Source organism: Bacteroides caccae, from assembly GCF_002222615.2.
GTDB lineage: Bacteria > Bacteroidota > Bacteroidia > Bacteroidales > Bacteroidaceae > Bacteroides > Bacteroides caccae.
This window is the reverse complement of the sequence record NZ_CP022412.2, coordinates 2,063,813-2,085,532: the sequence shown is the minus strand read 5'-3', so window position 1 is coordinate 2,085,532 and position 21,720 is coordinate 2,063,813. Positions and strand designations below refer to the sequence as shown.

Here is a 21,720-nt window from a genome sequence, read left to right as displayed (position 1 = left end):
TGATCTATTTTTAATTTTCACCTGATTAATTTTCATTGAAGATAAAACGTGCAGGAGCCCCTGTTGTCCAAGGAGTCCACAATGTTGCTCCGCCATCATGAAGCATACATCCATGCTCTGTATTATCAGTCACCAACAAATAGCAATACTGTCCGGTGTGATTATTAATATTCGGTTCTACCCATTGACCGGAAGCACACAAATTAAATTTCCAGTCATTCAAATGAGTCTGTCCTTTCACTGACTCATAATAATCAGGGTCTTTCAAAACATTCCATTGACCTTCAGCTGTTCCCGCTTCGGCAAACAGGTTCTTATACTCCTGCATAGTCGGTAAGCGCCAACCCGTAGGAGCTATTTTGTCACGAATGTCATAATGATAATGAACTCCGTATGCTTTCACTCTGCCTTCTCCAAAAGATTCCGGCGTATTCTTATAATTATTTGACTCAATATCAGTTCCGTCAGGATACTTGGTCGTCCTCAAATTATCTGCCAGCCAAACCAGTGAAGTTCCGTCGCTATAAGAAATACGGGCAACCCGATAGGTTATCTTCTCATCACCGCGAACATCAATGAAACGCATCATTTCCGTCATATTTAGTACTCCGGAAGAACGTGACACCAGTTGCCCGTCATCAGTCTTCACATTCCAATATATAGCGTTGGATGTCCAACGTTTAATAGAAAGTTGGTCGAGCAAGGTCTGAAGTTGCTCGTGTGTCAGAGAAGACTTACCTTTTACAATCCCTACACTTTGCTCGGCTACAGTCTGTTTCATTTCAGGATCAAGTGACAGACAGAGTGAATATGAGGTTGATTCAGGCCTTCCTTCCGTATCCCATTCAAACTGTACGGCAGTTTCCGGTTTATCTTCAGCCAAAGCAATCTCAGTCATATCCTCAGGTTGTAATAACTTGGTAGACATACGTTTCACATGAATCGTATGCACATCCGACGCAGCAGCCGTAGTATTGCCAGTCTCTTTAACAGTCCAATACAACAGCGCTTCTTGACCGGCCTTTATTCCCAACTGAGAGAAATACTGATCGGCTGCCAATACGGACAAAGTAAAAGAGGTCGATTTACCAGCGTCAATCTTCACCGGCTTTTTGAAATCTCTGGTAGCACAAAGAATCAGTTTGGCACCTTTCTCCAATGCCTTATCCCATGAGAAACTATATTCATCGATTGACAAATCATTCAAGTCAATTTTCGTTCCATCCTGAGGCGCACTCAGGTAAATATCCGACATAGGAATAATTACATTATACTTGTCCTCTTTACATCCGGCAAGTAATAAAATACCTAATAGAGTATATAATAAATGTTTCATAATACTATCCATTTTTAGTAACCGGGGTTTTGAATTATAAGACCTTGTCCTTCAGTAATCAAATGAGTAGGTAACGGAAACTTCTCATATTTATATTGCCCGTCTACCTTCGTTTCGATTTTACCAGTCGGCTGACCTGCAAATCTTGCTTTAGCAAGTGCCGCTTCTATGAATTTTCCGTGACGAATCAAATCCTGTCGACGTACACCTTCAAAATAGAACTCATGTCCACGTTCTTCCAACAATTTATCAAGGAAATCTTCCACTGAAGCGAAATCACTCAATTGATAAGCTTTCAGTCCGCCATGGGTAACACGTACTTGATTCAATAACCCGACAGCTTCCTGAGTTATGCTATTTCCATTGCGGACAATAGCTTCTGAAAGTAAAGTCAATACGTCTGCATAACGGTAGATTGGCATATCTATTTCACACAGTTCTCCTATCACCCCTTCGATTTTATACTTAACCGGAATTGCACCATAAAAGAGTACACCTGTTGTACCTCCGTCACGGTCAAGAGCACGACTGTGATGCACGCCTTCCGTACCAGTATATTCACCTATAATTCTTTCCCGTCTTTTGTCTTTAGGATCAAAAGATTCATAGGCAGGCCAGGATATTTTATACCCTCCCCATGCAGTCACCGCCATTCCTGCCGGAATAGGATAGTCGGATGTTAATACATGTGCAAACCACTTCTGCTCCATCACACCAGCTTCCGCTACACAAGAGAATATTACTTCCGAATTCTTTTCTCCTGATAAAGAAAACAAAGAATGATAATCGTCTACCAGTTTATAACCGTATTCGGATTTAGTCAATTCACGTCCTATTTTCTCTGCTTCATCCCACTGTTTAGTCATCATATAGAATTTTAACAACAATGTGTTGGCCAATCCTTTTGTAAAACGTCCGTAATCCGTATCTTCATATTTATAAGGCAGTATGTCGGCCGCTTCCTTCAGGTTAGTAACAATGTATTCACGCATCGCTTCTTCAGACAAGCGGGGAATCACAATCTCAGCTTCCGGTTTCTGCAAAGTTTCCAAATCTGCAATAGGTATCGGACCATACATATCATACATCAGAAAAGCCAGAAAACCACGTCCACATTTTAATTCGGCCATATAACGGGCCTTCAATGTTTCATCCATATCCACGTTCTTGATACGTTCCATTGTCAAAGTCATGGAAGCCAGATATTGGGAATAGTCATACACGCGGCGATAATCTCCGTCGATATGCCAGTCATTAGCTTCATACGAATTATATACGGTAGTCCACCCCCATGTATTTTCCACATAATCGGTCACCATTTCCGAAGTCGTCACATAACCTGCCGCCACCTCAAAAATCCCCCACGGAGAAAAAACGTAATAAGCACTTGAGTTGACCAACGCATTTACATCTTCAGCATTCTGCGGAAACATTCCCGGATTTATTTTATTATAAACTTCCTGTTCCAGCGTGCAAGACGATATGAGGAACAAAAGAGTTGCTATTACAGTATAAATTGTCTTTTTCATATTCATAACTTATTAGAAAGATATTGATACACCAAAATTATAAGAGGTCACATTCGGATATGCATAAGTTCCGTTATCCGTTTCAGGATCCAGCCCTGTCCAATTGGTAATCACAAACGGATTGTTCACATCTACATATACACGAAGATTATTCACGATCTTTTGGCTGATCGGTACTTTATATCCCAATGTTATACTTCCGCAACGAACGTAATAGATAGATTTTACGTAATAGTCTCCCCAACCGTTTCCCCCTCTCACGTAGGTAGGATCAGTAGCTGTCAAGTTATTACTACTGAACGCTTTCAATGCGTAAGTGGAAACGTTGATACCATTATCCATGCGTGTCCAACCTTCATAATAGCTGGCTCCCCGCTTTCTACCCGCTTCTCCGTAAAAATAGATATTCAAATCAAAATTCTTATAGCGGAATGAATTGTTCAAACCGTAGATTATTTTCGGATCACCATTCCCCATATAGACCTTATCTTCATCTCCTAACACACCATTTCCATCCCGATCTTTCAACTTCATCATTCCCGGAACCAAATCTTTCTGGGCATCCGGTGCCTTCTCTCCCGGTTGCAGGATACCGATTGCTTCATATTCCCACCATGCCCGTATCGGGTCATCTTCTTTTTCATAGGCTCTTGGCTTCCAGTTCGGATCACGTTTCAACCAACGGTCATTATAATGCGATAAAGTCAATGTGGTATCCCATTCAAAGTCTTTTGTAACAATATTCACTGTATTCAATGTGATTTCCACACCCTGGCTTTGCGTTGATCCTATATTTCCTGCAATTTTATTTACCTCATTATAAAATGGCAAGGGCTTGTTTGTCACTAACAAATCTGTTATTTTACGCTTAAAGTACTCGGCAGCCAACTTAAACCGGTTATTAAATATTCCAAAGTCTACTCCAAGATTAAATTCCGTAGTTGTTTCCCAAGTGATACTCTTGTTTCCCAAATCCGAAGCATATACTCCTGTTGACTCCGCGCCTCCAATAATGGCATTTCTTCCTACCTCATAATAATCATAAATACGATAACCGACATTAGAATTACCGGTCTGTCCATAAGAAGCTCTCAATTTCAACATGGATAACCATTTAGAAGCCCCTTTCATGAAATTTTCTTCACTAATCATCCAACCTGCTGATACAGAAGGGAAATATCCCCAACGATTTTCCGGTGCAAAATTAGATGCAGCATCAGCACGTACCGTGGCTTCCAACAAATATTTTCCTTTGTAAGAATAATTAGCACGGGCAAACAAAGAAGCAATACTATTTATAGAAGCCCATGAACTGACAGAAGGCTTTTTATAATTACCCGACCCCAAACTGTTATACCCAAATCCATCCACCAGAAAATCTGAATTTCCGGCACTGAATCCGTCATTCTTGAACTTTTGGAATGAATAACCACCAATAGCTTTCAGATTATGATCACCAAAACTTTTAGAATATTGAGCGGTCAATTCCATTAGATAAGTAGTGCTTGTCTCTTGTGAAATATCTGCCCTTCCATTCTTATTTGCCCCTTGCAAAGTTGTCTTAGGCAAATAACTGGAACGTTTCTGGAAACTGCGGTCAGCTCCCAACTGTAATTTCACTTCTAATTCTTTCAATGGTTTTACTGAAACAAATGCTGAACCGATCAACCGATCTTTTACCGTATTATCTTTTATTTCCAACAAAGAAACCGGATTCGCAACAAAAGGACGTTTCGGGTCAATAAAATAATTCCCTTCAGAATCATAAATAGGAATAGTAGGATTGGACTGAATAGCACCGGTCAACACACCTGAATATTCATTAACCTTATCTCCTAAAGGAACGTTATCATACTTATTCTGTGAGTAAGTAGCGGTTAATCCGAAAGATACATATTTACTTAATTCTTGATCCAGATTTAAACGGGCAGAAAAACGGCTGACACCATTATTCTTGACAATACCTTCTTGATCCATATAGTTGACGGAAGCCAAATAACGGGTTTTCTCCGTACCACCATTAACAGAAAGATTGTGTTGTTGCGTATATCCGTTACGCATTACCGCATCAAGCCAATCAGTACCACTTGCCAACAATATCTCATCATTATTGAAAGCTGGTTTATATTGAGTGGGCGGAGTATCCGGTTTCTCCACATATCCTTTATAAATCCCCATTCCATTCAACTTCAGCCACTCCTCGTGCTGCTGCTTATTATACATATCCATATACATACGAGTATCAAGCATCTTATAATTCGAACGGGCTACCTGCACAGATCCCATACCGGAATAAGTCACTCTGGGCTTCTGACTCTTACCGCGTTTTGTTGTAATCAGAACAACTCCATGACCGGCACGTGCTCCATAAATAGCCGTAGAAGCGGCATCTTTCAAAACTGAAATTGATTCAATATCATCCGGATTCAAAGACTCCAGCACATTATCAATATTACCGGATTCATAATAGCCGTTCCCCGAACTTAAATTACCGGAAGACGATACCGGAAAACCATCAATAACAAACAAAGGGTCGTTACCTGCTCCTGTAGAAGCCTCACCACGAATACGGAATTTAGCCTCACCGCCAGGTTGCGCAGAGATCTGATTTACACGAAATCCGGCAGCCTTACCTGCCAATGCACGAGATACATTCGGAACAGTATTCATTTCTACATCACCCATATTTACCATAGAAACAGCACCTGTCAATGTCTTTTTACTCTGTGTACCATAACCTACCACTACTACTTCTTCCAATTGTTTGGAATCTTCCTGTAAAATGATTTTTAGATTTTTACCGACTTGCACCGCAACAGTCTGTGACTGATAGCCGATATAGGAAATATCCAATTGTGCTTTCGATGAAGATACGGAAAGTTTGAAGATACCGTCAATGTCTGTAATCGTTCCATTTCCCTGTACGCCTTTCTCCAATACACTAGCTCCGATTACCGGTTCACCATGAGTGTCCAGTACCGTACCCGATACTGTTACTTTCTTTTCCTGCTGTGGTGATTGCGCTTCAACAGACAATATTATTTTCTTATCCAACACCGAATACTTCACATTCGTACCGGCAAAGATTTCCTTCAACACACTGAAAATATTACTTTTATCAGCAGACACAGAAACACGACGATTCAAATCTACATGTTTGTTATTGAAGAAGAAGTCAAAATCCGACTGCGCTTCAATCTCTTTCAAAATATCCTCCACACGCTGGTTATGAACATCGATACTGATCATAGCTTTCTGAGCGTAACTATCGGCTGCATAACTTAGTCCGATAGAACATACTAAGAACAAAACTAATAGTCTCATAGATAATGGGATTTTTTTTGAGGTTAGCCAAAGCGACTTTATCACCCATAAAAATTGGATGCTAAAATAATTTTGCATAAATTTGTAATGACTTAAAGTTAATAAAAAGTTTATCTAAGCTTGTCGCCAAACAAGCATTAAAAAGATTTACTGGTTTCCATACGGGAAGATACGCCAATATCATCCCGTATGTTTTTCATTTAAGGGGGTCTGTCTTTCATACAATTACTTTTCGTTTTAAGGTAAATCAATTAATATATTTCTATCTTACTCTTTTCATCTTTTATATTCGGAGAATCAAGATACCGCCAACGAATCTGGGAGGAAAGTTGGAAATACTCTAAGATACGTTCCAGACGTTGATTCGTGAATGTTCCTGTAAACGAGTCTCCTTTCAAGCGGTCATTCTTAATTATAAATTCTACATTATATCGTTTCTCCAACATTCGTAAGCCTTCTTCCAAAGGAGTGTTCCTGAATATAATTTTTCCTTCTTTCCATGCTGTTTCCGATTCACCGGAAGTGGCATAAAGCTGCACTTTACAATCTCTCGAATCATAAACAAGTTTTTGTCCCGGATCCATTAATACCTTTTTCGACACATTATCCTGTGTAAAGATGAATCCTATCTTTCCTTCCACCAGTGTTGCCAGCACTTTATCATCTTTCTCATAGGCTTCTATATTAAAATGTGTACCCAGCACTTCTATCTGCGACTGATGAGAAGTGGAAACGATAAATCTCTTTTCGGGATTCTTGGCAACTTCAAAATAAGCTTCTCCCTGCAAGGTTACGTTTCGTGTATCTCCGTTGAAATGTGAAGGATAAGTCAGACGTGATTCTGAATTAAGGAAGACTACCGTTCCATCCGATAAAGTTAATGAAGTGGTCATTCCCGGATTGGTCTTTACTTCCAACATTTGTGCCAGTTCCTGTTCGTCTCCTCCCCAATAGTGCACCAACTGAACAACGAGAAGTGGAATGAACAGAACTGCGGCCGCACGTTGTGCCCATTCCCACCACATCGTTTTCTTTCTACCTGTTATCCTGCCTTTTACCCTCGACAACGCTTTTTCCGTATCTACTTTCTTCATTACATGAATGGTATCCGTAGCCAGATAAAGCGAATGAATCTGTTTGGCTACCCGCCGGTTCTCCTCCGATTCGTTCATCCAAGTCTCAACCAGCAGACGTTCTTCTTCTGTCACTTGTCCCTCACAATAGCGGGGAAGTAATTCGTCTATTTTATTTTTATCAAGTTTGTCCATATCCTCTTTTTCTTGTCTTTTATTATAAGACAGGAGACTCCGGATAGATTCCTAAACTAAAATCCATTTTTTTCAGAAAATCTTTGTTTTCTTATAAAAAAGCTATATTTGCAGTGAATTTACAAAACTAATACATGAAAGAAACCTACCGCTCAGAAAACGATTTCTTATTATCAGCCGTCCGACACGGAGATCAAAAAGCTTTCGACACGCTGTTTCGAAAGTATTATCCGATGCTTTGTGCATACGGTCATCGGTTTGTTGATCTGGAAGATGCGGAAGAAATTGTAGAAGACTCTCTTTTATGGATTTGGGAAAACCGGGAAACTCTTGTCATTGAATCTTCACTGAGTTCCTACCTTTTCAAAATGGTGTACCGCAGGGCTTTAAACAAACTCGCGCATATCGACGCCACCCAACGGGCTGATACCCGTTTTTATGAAGAAATGCAGGAAATGCTGCAAGATACGGACTACTATCAGATGGAAGAACTGACCAAACGAATTGAGGAGGCTATCGCAGCGCTACCCGAAAGCTATCGGGAGTCTTTTGTGATGCACCGTTTCCGGGACATGAGTTACAAAGAGATCGCCGAAACACTGGGAGTATCACCCAAAACAATAGATTACCGTATCCAGCAAGCTTTGAAGCAACTGCGCACGGACTTGAAAGATTATCTTCCGTTACTACTGCCGATTCTATTTCCTTAATACAAAATTTACCCTTTTCGGTAAGGCAACGTAAACCAGAAAGTAGAACCTTTTCCTTCTTCTGAGTTAACGCCTATTTCCCCTTTCAAATGCTCGACAATCATGTGACAAATGGAAAGTCCCAGTCCTGTCCCCTGAATAAACGGGTTATATTTCACAAAACGTTCAAATACGTGCCGGCATTGTTCGGGCGACATACCGCACCCCGTATCCGAAACATAAAAATAGATCGTATTAATATCTTTCATACGGTATCCCATACGGATACTGCCGGATTTGGTAAACTTTATGGCATTAACTATAAAATTAGAAAGTAGCTGCATCAGGCGGTTCTTATCTATATAAAGCATACATTCCGGCAGACGTTCGCAAAAAGTGAAAGTTACCGCATCATTCTTCAAGCGCAGCTGCATACTTTGCTCTATTTCCTCCATTGTCTGATTCACATCAATCAGCGCCGGACAGAAATCGAATGTCCCGGCTTCAATCTTCGACATATCCAGAATGTCATTAATCAGTTGAAGCAACAAGTTAGTGTTTGTTTCAATAATATCTGTGTATTCCCGCATTTCCTCACGATCATCAACTTCCGGTAACATATTTGAAAAGCCAACAATAGCATTCAACGGAGTACGTATCTCATGACTCATGTTAGCCAAAAAAGCAGACTTCAATTGGTTGGCTTGCTCCGCCTTTTCCATAGCTTCACTTGAACGGCTGTACGCTTTCCGAAGAATACGGATATAATAGGTAATAGCCGTTACCAAAATCACCAATATAGCTATGCAGACAAGGATTTCGACTTTATGTTGCTGAAAGAAACTTTGGGGCTGATTGATATAAACAGCTGCTTTCGGATAACGATAAGAAGGTATATTATGTTCCTCCAACACCGGATAGCACAGATAGGCATTCTCCTTTCCACCAGTAGTTTCCGGAATATTCCGGGCTTGTTCTCCGTCCAGAATCCGGTAAAGTATCTCCAGCAAAGACTGCCCGAAAGACTCCGCCGAGACATAATATCCGCCTGCGAAAGTATTGTTAGACAAATCTTCGGACGACAGTAGGAATAAAGGAGATGGAGTAAAATTGGATATCACATCTTGAATATGATCAAAAAGATAATTATTATCATCTTTATTGTGTGATTCAAACCAGGAATAATAAATAATTCCGGTATTCGATTTATAGCTGTGCAGAGTATCCAGCAACGCTTCCGTTGACAGTTGAGTGGTAGAAAGCAGTTCCAATGGCAAATCCGGGAAATACTTGGTTACGACTTCTTTCATATCACAACGAGTCTCCTCGCTAATATATCGGTCGTCTGAAATAAATGCCAGACGTTTCATATCAGGAATCAACTGACAAATCAGCTCTATCGTTTCTTTTATGTAATAATGCTGCTTTAGAGTGGTAATGTTATATCCCCGCCTCCATTCTTTAGCCGGAACACTGTTTGCTTCTGTCAACGGAGCGTGAGACAGCAATATTTCCACCGAAGCCGGCAAACGGTCACGGGCATTCGTCACTACCACGGGAACATCTTTCCAGACATCATCAAACAACTCACGGCAGACAATCCAACCCGGATCACCAATCAGTACTACTGCGGCAGGCGGAACTGGATACTTCTCGCGTAGACGGGTAATCACCGCATTTACTTCCATTGTGTCCAACAAAGCGGGAACAGACAATGATTCCGCCTTAACAGAAACACCCCTCTGCTGAAGTTCATCATGTACGCACCAGTAAAAATGTTTCGACCAAGGTAAATTGAAATTGATGGAATTCAAGACCAATACTTCTTTCTCCGCCTTTCCGGTATCTGCCAACATGGAAAAAAGAAGCCCCTCAAAAAGAATGAAGGAGTAGCAAAGTATAATAATCCGTAGTGTTTGCTTCATTTGTCGGTGATATTAAAAGAGAGAACAAAGATAGTATTAAAATTCAATCTAAAAAAGAAAGGCATCCCAAATCTAGCGGGATGCCTTTGTATTGCATAAAATTAAGTATCAAGTGATTATCTTTTCAACAAAATGGTAAGACTTTCTTTCAAAGATTTGATAATACTTTCCGCATCTGCCTGTTTTTTGCGTTCAAGTTCGATTACGGCTGCCGGAGCATTGTTCACGAATTTCTCGTTGCTCAACTTCTTCACAATTCCCTGCAAGAAACTTTCCTTATGTTTCAGTTCTGCCAGCAAACGATTGATTTCCGCATCTATATCAAGCATATCAATCAACGGCACGGCAAATTCTGTTGTTCCTATCATGAAAGAGGCAGCACCTTCCGCCTTGTTATACACTACCATAATAGATGACAGGTTACACATCTTCATGATAACCGAATTTAGTTTCTCTACCGGATGATTACCTATCACCTGCAATCTGAGTTGTTCCTTCATGGCAATATTCTTCTGCAAACGGATACTGCGAATATTACTGATGATTTCCTTGGCAACTTCAAACTCCTGGAGGAATTTCTCATTCACTTCGAATGTCTCACTCAGCCGGGTAACCATTAAGCTCGCACCCGGTTCACGTTGACGCAGTTGCTGCCACAATTCTTCCGTGATAAACGGCATGAAAGGATGAAGCAGTTCAAGCAGACGTTCGAAGCAATTGATAACCATTGAATAAATAAATCCATTGATAGGTTGACCGTAAGCCGGCTTCACAATCTCCAGCAAGTAGGAAGAAAATTCGTCCCAGAACAGTTTGTAAACCAACATCAACGCTTCACTCAAACGATATTTTGAGAATAAGTCGGCCATTTCAACTGAAGCAGCGTCCAGTCGCTGTTCGAACCACTGAACAGCCAGATGAGCATCTTCAGGTACCGGAATCGAACCTTCGGCATTGGTCCAGCCTTTAATCAGACGGAAAGCATTCCATATCTTATTACAGAAGTTACGTCCCTGTTCGCAGAGTGCATCATCGAAAAGGATGTCGTTTCCGGCAGGAGCCGAAAGCATCATACCCATACGTACCCCATCGGCACCGTACTTATCAATCAGTTCCAACGGATCGGGAGAGTTACCGAGCGACTTGGACATCTTACGTCCCAGCTTGTCACGAACGATACCTGTGAAATAAACGTTCTTGAACGGCATTTGTCCTTCGTATTCGTATCCGGCCATAATCATGCGGGCTACCCAGAAGAAGATGATATCCGGTCCTGTCACCAGGTCGCTTGTCGGATAATAATATTTGATTTCTTCATTACCCGGATTGTTGATACCGTCGAACAAAGAAATAGGCCACAACCAAGAAGAGAACCACGTATCCAGACAGTCTTCGTCCTGACGGAGATCTTCCATTGTCAAAGCTGCGTTGCCTGTCTTTTCCTTTGCTTTCGCCAAGGCTTCTTCGGGAGTGGCTGCCACTACGTAACCGCCTTCCGGCAGGAAGTAAGCAGGAATACGGTGTCCCCACCACAACTGACGGCTGATACACCAGTCCTTGATGTTTTCCATCCAGTGACGGTAGGTATTCTTATATTTCGCCGGATAGAATTTCAATTCATCATTCATTACAGGAGGCAACGCCATATCTGCAAAATGCTGCATTTTGAGGAACCACTGCATAGACAGTTTCGGTTCGATCACCACGTTCGTGCGTTCCGAATATCCTACCTTATTTGTATAAGCCTCTGTCTTTTCCAACAAACCGGCAGCTTCGAGATCTTTCTCAATCTGCTTACGAACATCGAAACGGTCCATACCGATATACATACCGGCAGCTTCACTCAGTGTACCGTTGTCGTTGAAAATGTCAATGCTGGGCAGATTGTACTTTTCACCCAACATATAGTCATTCACGTCATGAGCCGGAGTCACTTTCAGACAACCTGTACCGAACTCAATGTCTACATAATCGTCTTCGATAACAGGAATCACACGGTTTACCAACGGAACGATCACTTTCTTTCCTTTCAACCACGCATTCTTCGGGTCATTCGGATTGATACACATAGCAGTATCGCCCATGATTGTTTCCGGACGGGTAGTTGCCACTACTGCATAACGACCTTCCGCATCACCCTCCACTTTGTAACGAAGGTAATACAGTTTGCCATGTTCTTCCTTGTAGATAACTTCTTCGTCAGAAAGGGCAGTCAATGCTTTCGGGTCCCAGTTTACCATGCGGACACCGCGATAAATCAATCCTTTATTATATAGGTCGACAAATACTTTGATTACACTTTCACTGCGTTTCTCATCCATTGTGAAGGCAGTACGATCCCAGTCGCACGATGCACCAAGCTTGCGAAGCTGTTTCAGGATGATTCCTCCATGTTCGTCGGTCCACTCCCATGCGTGTTTCAGGAACTCGTCACGGGTCAGGTCAGTTTTCTTGATCCCCTGAGCAGCGAGTTTATTTACTACTTTTGCTTCGGTAGCGATAGAAGCATGGTCAGTTCCCGGTACCCAACAGGCATTCTTGCCTTCCATACGGGCACGACGAACCAAAATATCCTGAATGGTATTATTAAGCATGTGTCCCATGTGCAACACACCGGTGACGTTAGGAGGAGGAATGACGATAGTGTAAGGTTCACGACTATCGGGTTTTGAACTGAATAAATGATTGTCCAGCCAATACTGGTACCACTTTCCTTCCACGTCGGCGGGATTGTACTTACTTGCTAATTCCATATTGTTTTATGTATATGATAATGTATATTCAAAAATAACGGGTGCAAAATTAATAATTAAAATTCAAATCTTACCACCCTCGGGCTGATTCTGTGCACGGAATGAGAATTTATATCCCTCATAAACAGCAAATCCATAAAATAAGATAGTCATGGAAGCCAGATTCTCGGTCATCAAAGAGAAGATTTCAGCATAGTCTGCTCCAAACAATACATCCGTATAGGACATATCATAATCCTTGGCAATATATCCGATGATAGAAAAGAAATCACCCAACACACAACTAAGTAAAGCCAGCGTTGCGCCGATTATTCCAAAAACAGGACGTATCCCTTTTCCCTGCCGCATGGCGAAACCCACCAGAAAACCGATACCGATAGCCATATATCCTATCTGATAACCGGTAGAAACAGATATTAATCCCCATGCCGCCGCACCCACTATACAAGCGATAACTGCATATAACACACCCTTCGGCAGATTTTCTTCGGCAAGCATTTCTTCTCTTGTCAACGTTACAGGGAAGTCATCCGGTTTGGGCGGAGCCATTTTCTCCAGTTCTTCGTCTTTCTGAAAACTTTCGCACTCCTCTTTAAATGCAGGAAGGTCTCTGGTGCGAGAACATACAAGGCCTTTTCCATTCACAAAATCACGCGACACGCAATTCCGGCAATACTTCTCAATTTCTTCGGTCGTAGCCATTTTTTATCCGGTTTATGTTCAACAATCGCCTCTATCACACGGGGAATAAAGTCACTGTTAACAGATTTTTTGCAAATATAGAGGTATTTTTTCGCGCGACGTTTATTTAATGCATATTTTTGTTGACCAATAGTAGACAAATGATGAAAATGAAGCCAAATGTTAGATATTTAGTTCTGGGAGTATTATTGGGCCTGGTGTGGCTGACTCAATTAATTCCTGCTCTGGCGACGTTTTATTCGCAAACAGTCTACCCCTGCTTTTCCTATATTCTATCCTCTTTTTCGAACCTGTTTCCTTTCGCCATAGGAGATCTATTTATATTTCTCAGCATTGCCGGAATCATTATTTATCCGATCTACACCCGCCTGCGCAAGAAGACACCTTGGAAAAAGATTTTGCTGCGCGACGGCGAATACCTGTTGTGGGTGTATGTATGGTTCTATCTTGCCTGGGGATTGAATTATTCTCAAAAGAACTTTTACCAACGGACCGAAATTCCGTATACCGCCTACACACCCGAGAATTTTCAGAAATTCGTGAACGAATATATTACCCGACTGAACCGTTCGTACACTCCCATAAACAGTATTAACCGGGATTTGATTCGGGAAGAAACCGTACGGCTATACAAACAGTTAAGCGACAGTCTGGGCGTTCACCGTCCGCCACATGATGCCCCGAGAGTAAAAACAATGATGTTTACTCCGTTTATTTCAATGGTGGGAGTCACCGGCAGCATGGGACCTTTCTTTTGTGAGTTTACACTCAACGGAGATTTACTTCCGGCCAATTATCCGGCTACTTACGCCCACGAACTAGCCCACCTGCTTGGTATCACCAGCGAAGCGGAAGCAAATTTCTATGCATATCAGGTTTGTACCCGCTCGCAAGCCATGGGCATTCGCTTCTCCGGATATTTCTCCGTGCTCAATCATGTACTGGGAAATGCGCAAAGATTGCTGCCGAAAGAAGAATACGCGAAACTCCTGAAACGTATCCGCCCGGAGATTATCGAACTAGCGAAGGCCAATCAGACATATTGGGCCGCCAAATACAGCCCGGTCGTCGGTGCTGTGCAGGACTGGATATACGACCTTTACCTGAAAGGGAACAAGATAGAGAGCGGTCGCCGAAACTATTCGGAGGTGATAGGATTACTGATTTCCTATCAAGAGTGGAAGAACCGATAATTAATAAGAAATTTTTCTTTTGTGTAGCAGGATTAAACTAACTTTGCAGCATTCTAAAAAAATAAACTGATTATGTCACATACCAGACAAGAACAAATGGAAGCCTTCGGACGCTTCCTGGACATACTTGACGAATTGCGGGTCAAATGTCCGTGGGACCGCAAGCAGACAAATGAAAGCCTTCGTCCCAATACGATAGAAGAAACTTACGAACTTTGCGATGCCCTGATGAGAGATGACAAGAAGGATATCTGTAAAGAGTTGGGAGATGTCCTGTTGCACGTCGCTTTCTATGCCAAGATCGGCTCGGAAACAGGAGATTTCGACATCAAGGATGTTTGCGACAAGCTCTGCGACAAACTGATTTTCCGTCACCCCCACGTATTCGGAGAAGTCAAGGCGGAAACGGCAGGACAGGTTTCCGAAAACTGGGAACAGTTGAAACTGAAGGAGAAAGACGGAAACAAAAGTGTGTTAAGCGGAGTCCCTGCCGCCCTCCCTTCGTTAATCAAGGCATACCGCATTCAGGATAAAGCACGCAATGTCGGTTTCGACTGGGAAGAACGGGAACAAGTATGGGATAAAGTGAAAGAAGAAATCGGTGAATTTCAGGAGGAAGTAGCCAACATGGACAAGGACAAGGCGGAAACTGAATTCGGAGATGTCATGTTCAGTCTCATCAATGCGGCACGCCTCTATAAAATCAATCCCGACAATGCCTTGGAACGTACCAACCAGAAATTCATCCGCCGCTTTAACTATCTGGAGGAACATACCATTAAAGAAGGGAAAAACCTGAAAGATATGTCTCTTGAAGAAATGGACGCGATCTGGAATGAAGCAAAAAAGAAAGGATTATAAACCTCCCTTATAAACAAAAAAAACAGAGGCTCTGTTTCAGTGAAACGGAGCCTCTATTTTACCTGAACAGAGCGTCTGTTTGCACGAAACAGAGCCTCTGTTTTTCATCATTATTTCCTTTTCGAATCGTTTCCGCCACCCTTGCGGTTCATGCCTTTTATCATTTCCCGGTGGAAACGCATTTCCGCCCGCTGTACAAGAAATATTTTCTTACTGGAAAGAATCTTCTTGAACTTGCTCAGGTAGGTTTTATCAAGTTGGTCGGCAGCGATACGGTTATTGGCAACTTTCTCGTTTATTTCTTCGTATTGGCTTTCCGTTGTCTTATCATCTTTACCTTTACGCATCAAATCCCATGACTCGTCATTCAGCTTTTTCTTTTTATCCTGAAGTTCGAAATAAACGGGAAAGAACTTGGCAGCTTCTTGTTTACTCAAGCCTGCCTGTTCTATTATAAATGCTTTTTGTTTCGTCCTGAACTCTTCACGGGACAGATGTTGGTCACACCCGTCGGCAGCCCAAAGAACAGGCATAAAGCCACACAACAAAACGACTAATGCGATTACTTTTTTCATTTTCTGTATTCAATCGGTTTTAATAAATCATTCTACACTCGCGTCACTCAAATAAACATATAACGAATAATCATCCAGCATGGCACGGTCCAGTGCCACATCAATCATCTCATCAGATATTACTTCAGTATCCACTACTTCTGTCACTGCCACATCATCTGTCGCAACAGATTTATGGTCTGTCGATGCCACCCGTATAATAAGAGCCGCACCTATAAACATAGCTGCCATATAAAGCAATGGTTTCAGTCTTGTCCATGTGCTGACAGGTTCTTCCTTCAAAGTTACTTTTTCTTTTTCAGGAAGTTTATTCATCACCTCTGAAGTCAGGTTTTCAAAGTAACCTTCGGGAACTTTGAAGGAATTTTCCTTTCCCAGCTTCTTCAATAGGATATCTTCTTCTTTCATACGTTTTTCTCCTCTCTTTTCTTTAGACATTGTCCGGTTTAAAAGGTTTAATCTACTTCTTCTAAAAACTTCTCTATTTTCTTCACCGCATGATGATACGATGCTTTCAGCGCTCCGACCGATGTTCCGAAGATCTCCGACATATCTTCGTACTTCATCTCCTGATAGTATTTCAGGTTGAACACCATGCGCTGTTTTTCCGGTAAAGTCAGCAATGCCTTTTGCAAGAGCAACTGCACTTGGTCTCCTGAATAATAGGAGTCACTTTCCAGTTTCTGCACAATCATCGCTTCGGGATCGTCAATAGCTATGGTCGTTGTAGCACGCTGCTTGTTCAGAAAAGTAAGACATTCATTCAGCGCAATACGATAGAGCCAGGTAGACAACTTCGCCTCGGCACGGAAGTAGTCGATATTCGTCCATGCCTTGATGAAAGTATTTTGCAGGAGGTCGTTCGCATCCTCGTGCGAGAGCACCATTCGGCGGATTTGCCAGTATAATTGTTCGCTGTATTGCGCCACAATTATTTCGAAGCCTTTCCGCTGCGTACTCTCCTCCTGGAGAAGTTTCAGAACCTCGGGTTCATTGTAAGGTGTCATAGTCTCTCGTTTTCTGTATGTTTTTATTTATGGTTTCAAATTCAGGCTTTTCATCGCCTCTAATAAAGACGGATCATAATTGTAAATGTCCTCACAATACCGCATATTATTATCGGCCGACAGATAGACGGTTTGATAATCTATAAATAAAGGTATGTATTGTTCGAGGCTGTAATGCTTCAGTTCACGGTAAGCCGCGCTGATAGGCAATTTCTTTCCTTCCTCGCTTACCGGTTTGATATCCATGGCAATGCGGATACGGTCTTCCAACAATTCATCCGGCTCTTTCAGCAGGAAGAATGCAAAGTCGAGCGCTTTTTGCAGACGGACACAACCATGACTCACTGCGCGGTTCTTCCGACTGAAAGCCCACTTGGAAGGCGTATCATGCAGATAAACGGAATAAGGGTTCGGGAAACGGAAAATAATACGCCCCAACGAATTACCGGCTTTATTATCCTGTTTCACCGTATAAGGAACGCCTTTTCCTGCATACTTCGCCCATTTAATGCTATGCGGATCTACCTGCGTGCCATTTTTATCGTATACCTTCATCCGGTTACGGGTAAAGTATGTCGTATCCCTGCGGTAAGTAGGGATAATCTCTTTCCTGATAATACTTTGGGGAACATTCCAATATGGGTTCAATTCCATATAGTAGATTTTACTCGACAACAGCGGAGTCCTATTCTTCACACTTCCCACACAAATACGCATTTCCAAAATGGAATCCGTTTCTTCGTTGACAGCTTGCAGCATAAAGGCGGCCGTATTGGCAACCACGTATTTCTTTCCCTTCTCCAATGCATATTGCCAACGCGCACGTTCCATATTCACCAGCAGGCGGTTTCGGTAATAATCTGTCGTATCCGTTTCGCCCCAAGAGTTCACGCGTTCCAGTTCTTCCTGCATCTTTTTATAAAACCGGGAGGAAGGTTGCGCCCGTCGGAAAGCCGCATTTGCATCTGTCCGCAGAGAATCGAGAGCTGCCAATGCAAACTCTTTGTCGCAGCGTTTTAAAGGAATCCGATCGATCGAATCGTTCCACCTCCGTTCGGGAGGCAGAAAGCCGAACTTTAGTCGGCAAACATAGGACAGGTAAGCAGATGTCAACCGATATTCCACGTCGGCCAGCAAGCGATTCATTGTCTTTTTCCCTTGCAGTTGCAAGGTACGTATTTGCTCCAAATCGTTACGAATACTATCTGTAAGGTAAAGCCCCGGATGAATGCCATGTTTCGAGATATTTCCTAACCAGTATAACAGAGAGTCTGCTGGCTGTGTAGCCGGTTTATCGGATACCAGAGAATCATTCAGCCAGAAGAATTCATCTTTCTCCTGATAATAAGCTACTAGAGCCGAGTCCCAGGGAGTAACCTGTTTATTCTCGTCCAGATATGAGCGAATCATCCGGTGTATGCTGTCCGTACTGATTTGATAAGCGGGATTGAACAACTTCTGCAAGGAAGCCGGAGAATCGGGTATCGGAGATTGAGGCTGCTCTTTTTTACAGGCTGCCAGACAAGCTATCAATCCTATCACCATACCCCATAGAAGTCTTTTACTTTTCATGCGCAGTTCCTCCGTCAACGTCAATGCATAGATTTTCTTTCGCTAATATCGTTTGCGGGAAGATAGCCGCTGCTTCATTGAGCAATACCGATTCATCTTCATAACGAGCTGAGAAATGTCCGATAACCAATTGTTTCACCTCTGCGTCCAAAGCCAGTTGGGCAGCTTGCGCAGCCGTTGTATGGTAAGTCTCCTTGGCACGTGCCTGTTCCGTCTGTGCAAAGGTTGATTCGTGGAAAAGTAAATCCACTCCTTTTATCTGTTCGGCAATCTTAGGCAGATACATTGTATCGGAACAATAAGCGTATTTTCTCGCCGGAGCCGAAGGACGTGTCAGGCGGGAGTTTGCAATCACTTCTCCCTCGGGAGTGACAAAATCCGCCCCGTTCTTAATCCGGTTCAACTCGTAGACAGGAACTTTGTAAAAGTCCACCATGTCTCTGATTATATGATTCGGGCGTTGCTTCTCTTCAAACAGGAATCCGCAACAAGGGATACGATGTTTCAGGGGGATCGTAGTTACCGTCACCGAACGGTCGTCATAGATAAGTGCCGGTTCTTTCGTTTCAAATTCGTGAAAGAGTACTTTATACGTCAGCGTCTTACAAAAGAAGGCAAGCATCGGAGCAAACAGTTCTTCAAGTCCTTCCGGGGAATGGATATGCAAATCGGCAGTCCTGCCCAACAGCCCGAATGTAGAAATTAACCCCAGCAAGCCAAAGCAATGGTCGCCATGCAAATGGGAGATAAAGATATGATTCAAACGGGAAAACTTCAGCCGGGAGCGGCGCAACTGCATCTGCGCACCCTCTCCACAGTCGATCATAAACAACTTTTCACGCAAGTTCACGACTTGGGACGTCGCGAAATGGCGCGTGGTAGGCAAAGCGGAACCGCATCCTAATATATGTAGCTCAAATTTTTCCATTTCATGCAAAGATAGAGTATTTCAGATTCAATCTTGCAAAGAATAAAGAAAAAAGTTACAATAGACTGTCTCTATCATCCCTGTTATCCATATAAAATTCAGTTCCTCTTTCATACGACATCATATCCGTAAACACAAAAAAGGCGTCCCGAATAACCGGAACGCCTTTTTATTTATCTGGAAATACTTCTTATTATTTCTTTCCTTCCAACTGTTCTTTCAATGCAGCAAGAGCGTCGATATCGCCCAGTGTAGTTGAAGCAGCTTGGTTTTGGATCATCGGAGAATCTTCTCTCTTGTTAGATGTCTTCTTAGCACCGGAAGCAGCCTTCTTTTCAGCTCTTTCTTCAGCTTTAGCTACATCTTCGAAGATACGGCTGTGAGACAGGATGATTCTCTTAGCGTCCTTGTTGAATTCGATCACTTTGAATTCAAGTTTCTCATCCAGCTGAGCTTGTGAACCGTCTTCTTTTACAAGGTGTTTCGGAGTTGCGAAACCTTCTACACCATAAGGAAGAGCTACAACAGCACCCTTATCCAACATTTCGATGATCGTACCTTCGTGTACAGAACCTACTGTAAATACAGTTTCGAATACATCCCAAGGATTTTCTTCGAGTTGTTTGTGACCAAGGCTCAAGCGACGGTTTTCTTTGTCGATTTCCAATACCTGAACTTCAATGTCAGCACCAATCTGAGTAAATTCTGACGGGTGTTTCACTTTCTTAGTCCAAGAAAGGTCAGAGATGTGGATCAAGCCGTCTACACCTTCTTCGATTTCTACGAATACACCGAAGTTAGTGAAGTTGCGTACTTTAGCAGTATGCTTAGAACCAACAGGATACTTTTCTTCGATAGTTTCCCATGGATCTTGTTTCAGTTGTTTGATACCCAAAGACATCTTACGTTCTTCGCGGTCAAGTGTAAGCACAACAGCTTCTACTTCGTCGCCTACCTTCATGAAGTCCTGTGCAGAACGCAGGTGTTGGCTCCAAGACATTTCTGAAACGTGGATCAAACCTTCTACGCCGGCAGCGATTTCGATGAATGCACCGTAGTCAGCCATAACAACAACTTTACCTTTCACCTTGTCACCAACTTTCAAGTCAGGATCAAGAGCATCCCATGGATGCGGAGTAAGTTGTTTCAGACCCAAAGCGATACGTTTCTTTTCGTCATCAAAGTCAAGGATAACAACGTTAAGTTTCTGATCCAGTTCAACAACTTCTTTCGGATCGCTAACGCGTCCCCAAGAAAGGTCTGTAATGTGGATCAAACCGTCTACGCCGCCAAGGTCGATGAATACACCGTAAGATGTGATATTTTTAACAGTTCCTTCAAGAACTTGTCCTTTTTCGAGTTTACCGATGATTTCTTTCTTCTGTTGTTCCAATTCGGCTTCGATAAGAGCTTTGTGAGAAACAACAACGTTTTTGAATTCCTGGTTGATCTTAACAACTTTGAATTCCATTGTTTTGCCAACGAATACATCATAGTCACGGATCGGTTTAACGTCGATCTGAGAACCCGGCAAGAATGCTTCGATTCCGAATACGTCAACGATCATACCACCCTTAGTGCGGCACTTGATGTAACCCTTGATAATTTCTTCATTTTCCAGAGCAGCGTTCACGCGGTCCCAAGAACGAGTAGCGCGGGCTTTTCTGTGTGACAGAACGAGCTGTCCTTTTTTGTCTTCCTGATTTTCGATGTATACTTCTACTGTATCACCTACTTTCAGGTCAGGATTATAACGGAATTCATTCAAAGGGATGATACCGTCTGATTTGTAACCGATGTTCACAACTACTTCACGCTTGTTCATTGCGATTACGGTTCCGTCAACAACCTCACGGTCGTTAACTTTGTTAAGCGTACCGTCGTAAGCTTTTTCAAGTTCTTCGTGGCTTGCGTTTGTTACCGCTTCACCGTTTTCATAAGCATCCCAGTTGAAATCTTCAATAGGAGCTACGTTCTTTAAGTTTTCCATTAATAAATAAATTGTTTAATACTTTAATTAAATAAGACATTATATTATCTATAAATCGGGCGCAAAGG

General features: G+C 42.3%; 16 protein-coding genes. 3 read left to right on the top strand and 13 right to left on the bottom strand.

The window, feature by feature from the left end:
• Positions 1-25 precede the first annotated feature (25 nt).
• The 4 genes from CGC64_RS08090 to CGC64_RS08075 form a co-directional block, all read right to left on the bottom strand.
• Entirely contained in the window at positions 26-1,336 is a 1,311-nt protein-coding gene (locus tag CGC64_RS08090) for a SusE domain-containing protein (RefSeq protein WP_022042546.1), read from the bottom strand.
• 14 nt (positions 1,337-1,350) lie between these two features.
• Positions 1,351-2,865: a RagB/SusD family nutrient uptake outer membrane protein gene (locus CGC64_RS08085; protein WP_005680187.1), complete on the bottom strand. Its 1,515-nt coding sequence runs from the start codon at positions 2,863-2,865 to the stop codon at positions 1,351-1,353.
• Between the two features lie 12 nt (positions 2,866-2,877).
• Positions 2,878-6,267, bottom strand: coding sequence for a TonB-dependent receptor (locus CGC64_RS08080; protein ID WP_005677492.1), 3,390 nt, complete (start codon positions 6,265-6,267; stop codon positions 2,878-2,880).
• Positions 6,268-6,440: 173 nt separating this feature from the next.
• Positions 6,441-7,457 (bottom strand): FecR family protein, encoded by a 1,017-nt coding sequence (locus CGC64_RS08075; RefSeq protein WP_005677491.1) that lies wholly within the window; start codon positions 7,455-7,457, stop codon positions 6,441-6,443.
• Positions 7,458-7,591: 134 nt separating this feature from the next.
• Here CGC64_RS08075 and CGC64_RS08070 point away from each other — a divergent pair, with 134 nt between their 5' ends.
• Entirely contained in the window at positions 7,592-8,167 is a 576-nt protein-coding gene (locus CGC64_RS08070; protein WP_005677489.1) for an RNA polymerase sigma-70 factor, read from the top strand.
• Positions 8,168-8,175: 8 nt separating this feature from the next.
• Here the strand turns inward: CGC64_RS08070 and CGC64_RS08065 are convergent, their stop codons facing one another.
• The 3 genes from CGC64_RS08065 to CGC64_RS08055 all read right to left on the bottom strand — a co-directional run bounded on the left by CGC64_RS08065 (position 8,176) and on the right by CGC64_RS08055 (position 13,526).
• Complete coding sequence (locus CGC64_RS08065; protein WP_005677488.1) at positions 8,176-10,071, bottom strand: sensor histidine kinase; 1,896 nt, start codon at positions 10,069-10,071, stop codon at positions 8,176-8,178.
• Positions 10,072-10,187: 116 nt separating this feature from the next.
• Complete coding sequence (locus CGC64_RS08060; RefSeq protein ID WP_005677487.1) at positions 10,188-12,824, bottom strand: valine--tRNA ligase; 2,637 nt, start codon at positions 12,822-12,824, stop codon at positions 10,188-10,190.
• Between the two features lie 63 nt (positions 12,825-12,887).
• Positions 12,888-13,526, bottom strand: coding sequence for a hypothetical protein (locus CGC64_RS08055; RefSeq protein ID WP_005677486.1), 639 nt, complete (start codon positions 13,524-13,526; stop codon positions 12,888-12,890).
• Positions 13,527-13,666: 140 nt separating this feature from the next.
• Between CGC64_RS08055 and CGC64_RS08045 the strand changes: the two genes are divergently transcribed.
• Positions 13,667-14,719: a DUF3810 domain-containing protein gene (locus tag CGC64_RS08045; protein WP_005677484.1), complete on the top strand. Its 1,053-nt coding sequence runs from the start codon at positions 13,667-13,669 to the stop codon at positions 14,717-14,719.
• 72 nt (positions 14,720-14,791) lie between these two features.
• Entirely contained in the window at positions 14,792-15,580 is a 789-nt protein-coding gene (mazG, locus tag CGC64_RS08040; protein WP_005677483.1) for a nucleoside triphosphate pyrophosphohydrolase, read from the top strand.
• A gap of 110 nt (positions 15,581-15,690) precedes the next feature.
• Here the strand turns inward: mazG and CGC64_RS08035 are convergent, their stop codons facing one another.
• The 6 genes from CGC64_RS08035 to rpsA form a co-directional block, all read right to left on the bottom strand.
• Entirely contained in the window at positions 15,691-16,155 is a 465-nt protein-coding gene (locus tag CGC64_RS08035) for a hypothetical protein (protein ID WP_005677482.1), read from the bottom strand.
• Between the two features lie 27 nt (positions 16,156-16,182).
• Positions 16,183-16,563, bottom strand: coding sequence for a hypothetical protein (locus tag CGC64_RS08030; RefSeq protein WP_081447303.1), 381 nt, complete (start codon positions 16,561-16,563; stop codon positions 16,183-16,185).
• Positions 16,564-16,610: 47 nt separating this feature from the next.
• The gene (locus CGC64_RS08025; RefSeq protein WP_005677479.1) at positions 16,611-17,162 is read right to left on the bottom strand and encodes an RNA polymerase sigma factor; all 552 of its coding nucleotides are present in this window, start codon (positions 17,160-17,162) and stop codon (positions 16,611-16,613) included.
• A 27-nt stretch (positions 17,163-17,189) separates the two neighbouring features.
• A complete protein-coding gene (locus tag CGC64_RS08020) occupies positions 17,190-18,734 on the bottom strand; it encodes a L,D-transpeptidase family protein (protein WP_005677477.1) in 1,545 nt (514 codons plus the stop codon).
• A complete protein-coding gene (locus tag CGC64_RS08015; RefSeq protein WP_005677476.1) occupies positions 18,724-19,662 on the bottom strand; it encodes a ribonuclease Z in 939 nt (312 codons plus the stop codon). The genes CGC64_RS08020 and CGC64_RS08015 overlap by 11 nt, the downstream gene beginning before the upstream one ends.
• A 193-nt stretch (positions 19,663-19,855) precedes the next feature.
• Positions 19,856-21,652, bottom strand: coding sequence for a 30S ribosomal protein S1 (rpsA, locus tag CGC64_RS08010; RefSeq protein WP_005677475.1), 1,797 nt, complete (start codon positions 21,650-21,652; stop codon positions 19,856-19,858).
• Between the last annotated feature and the right edge of the window lie 68 nt (positions 21,653-21,720).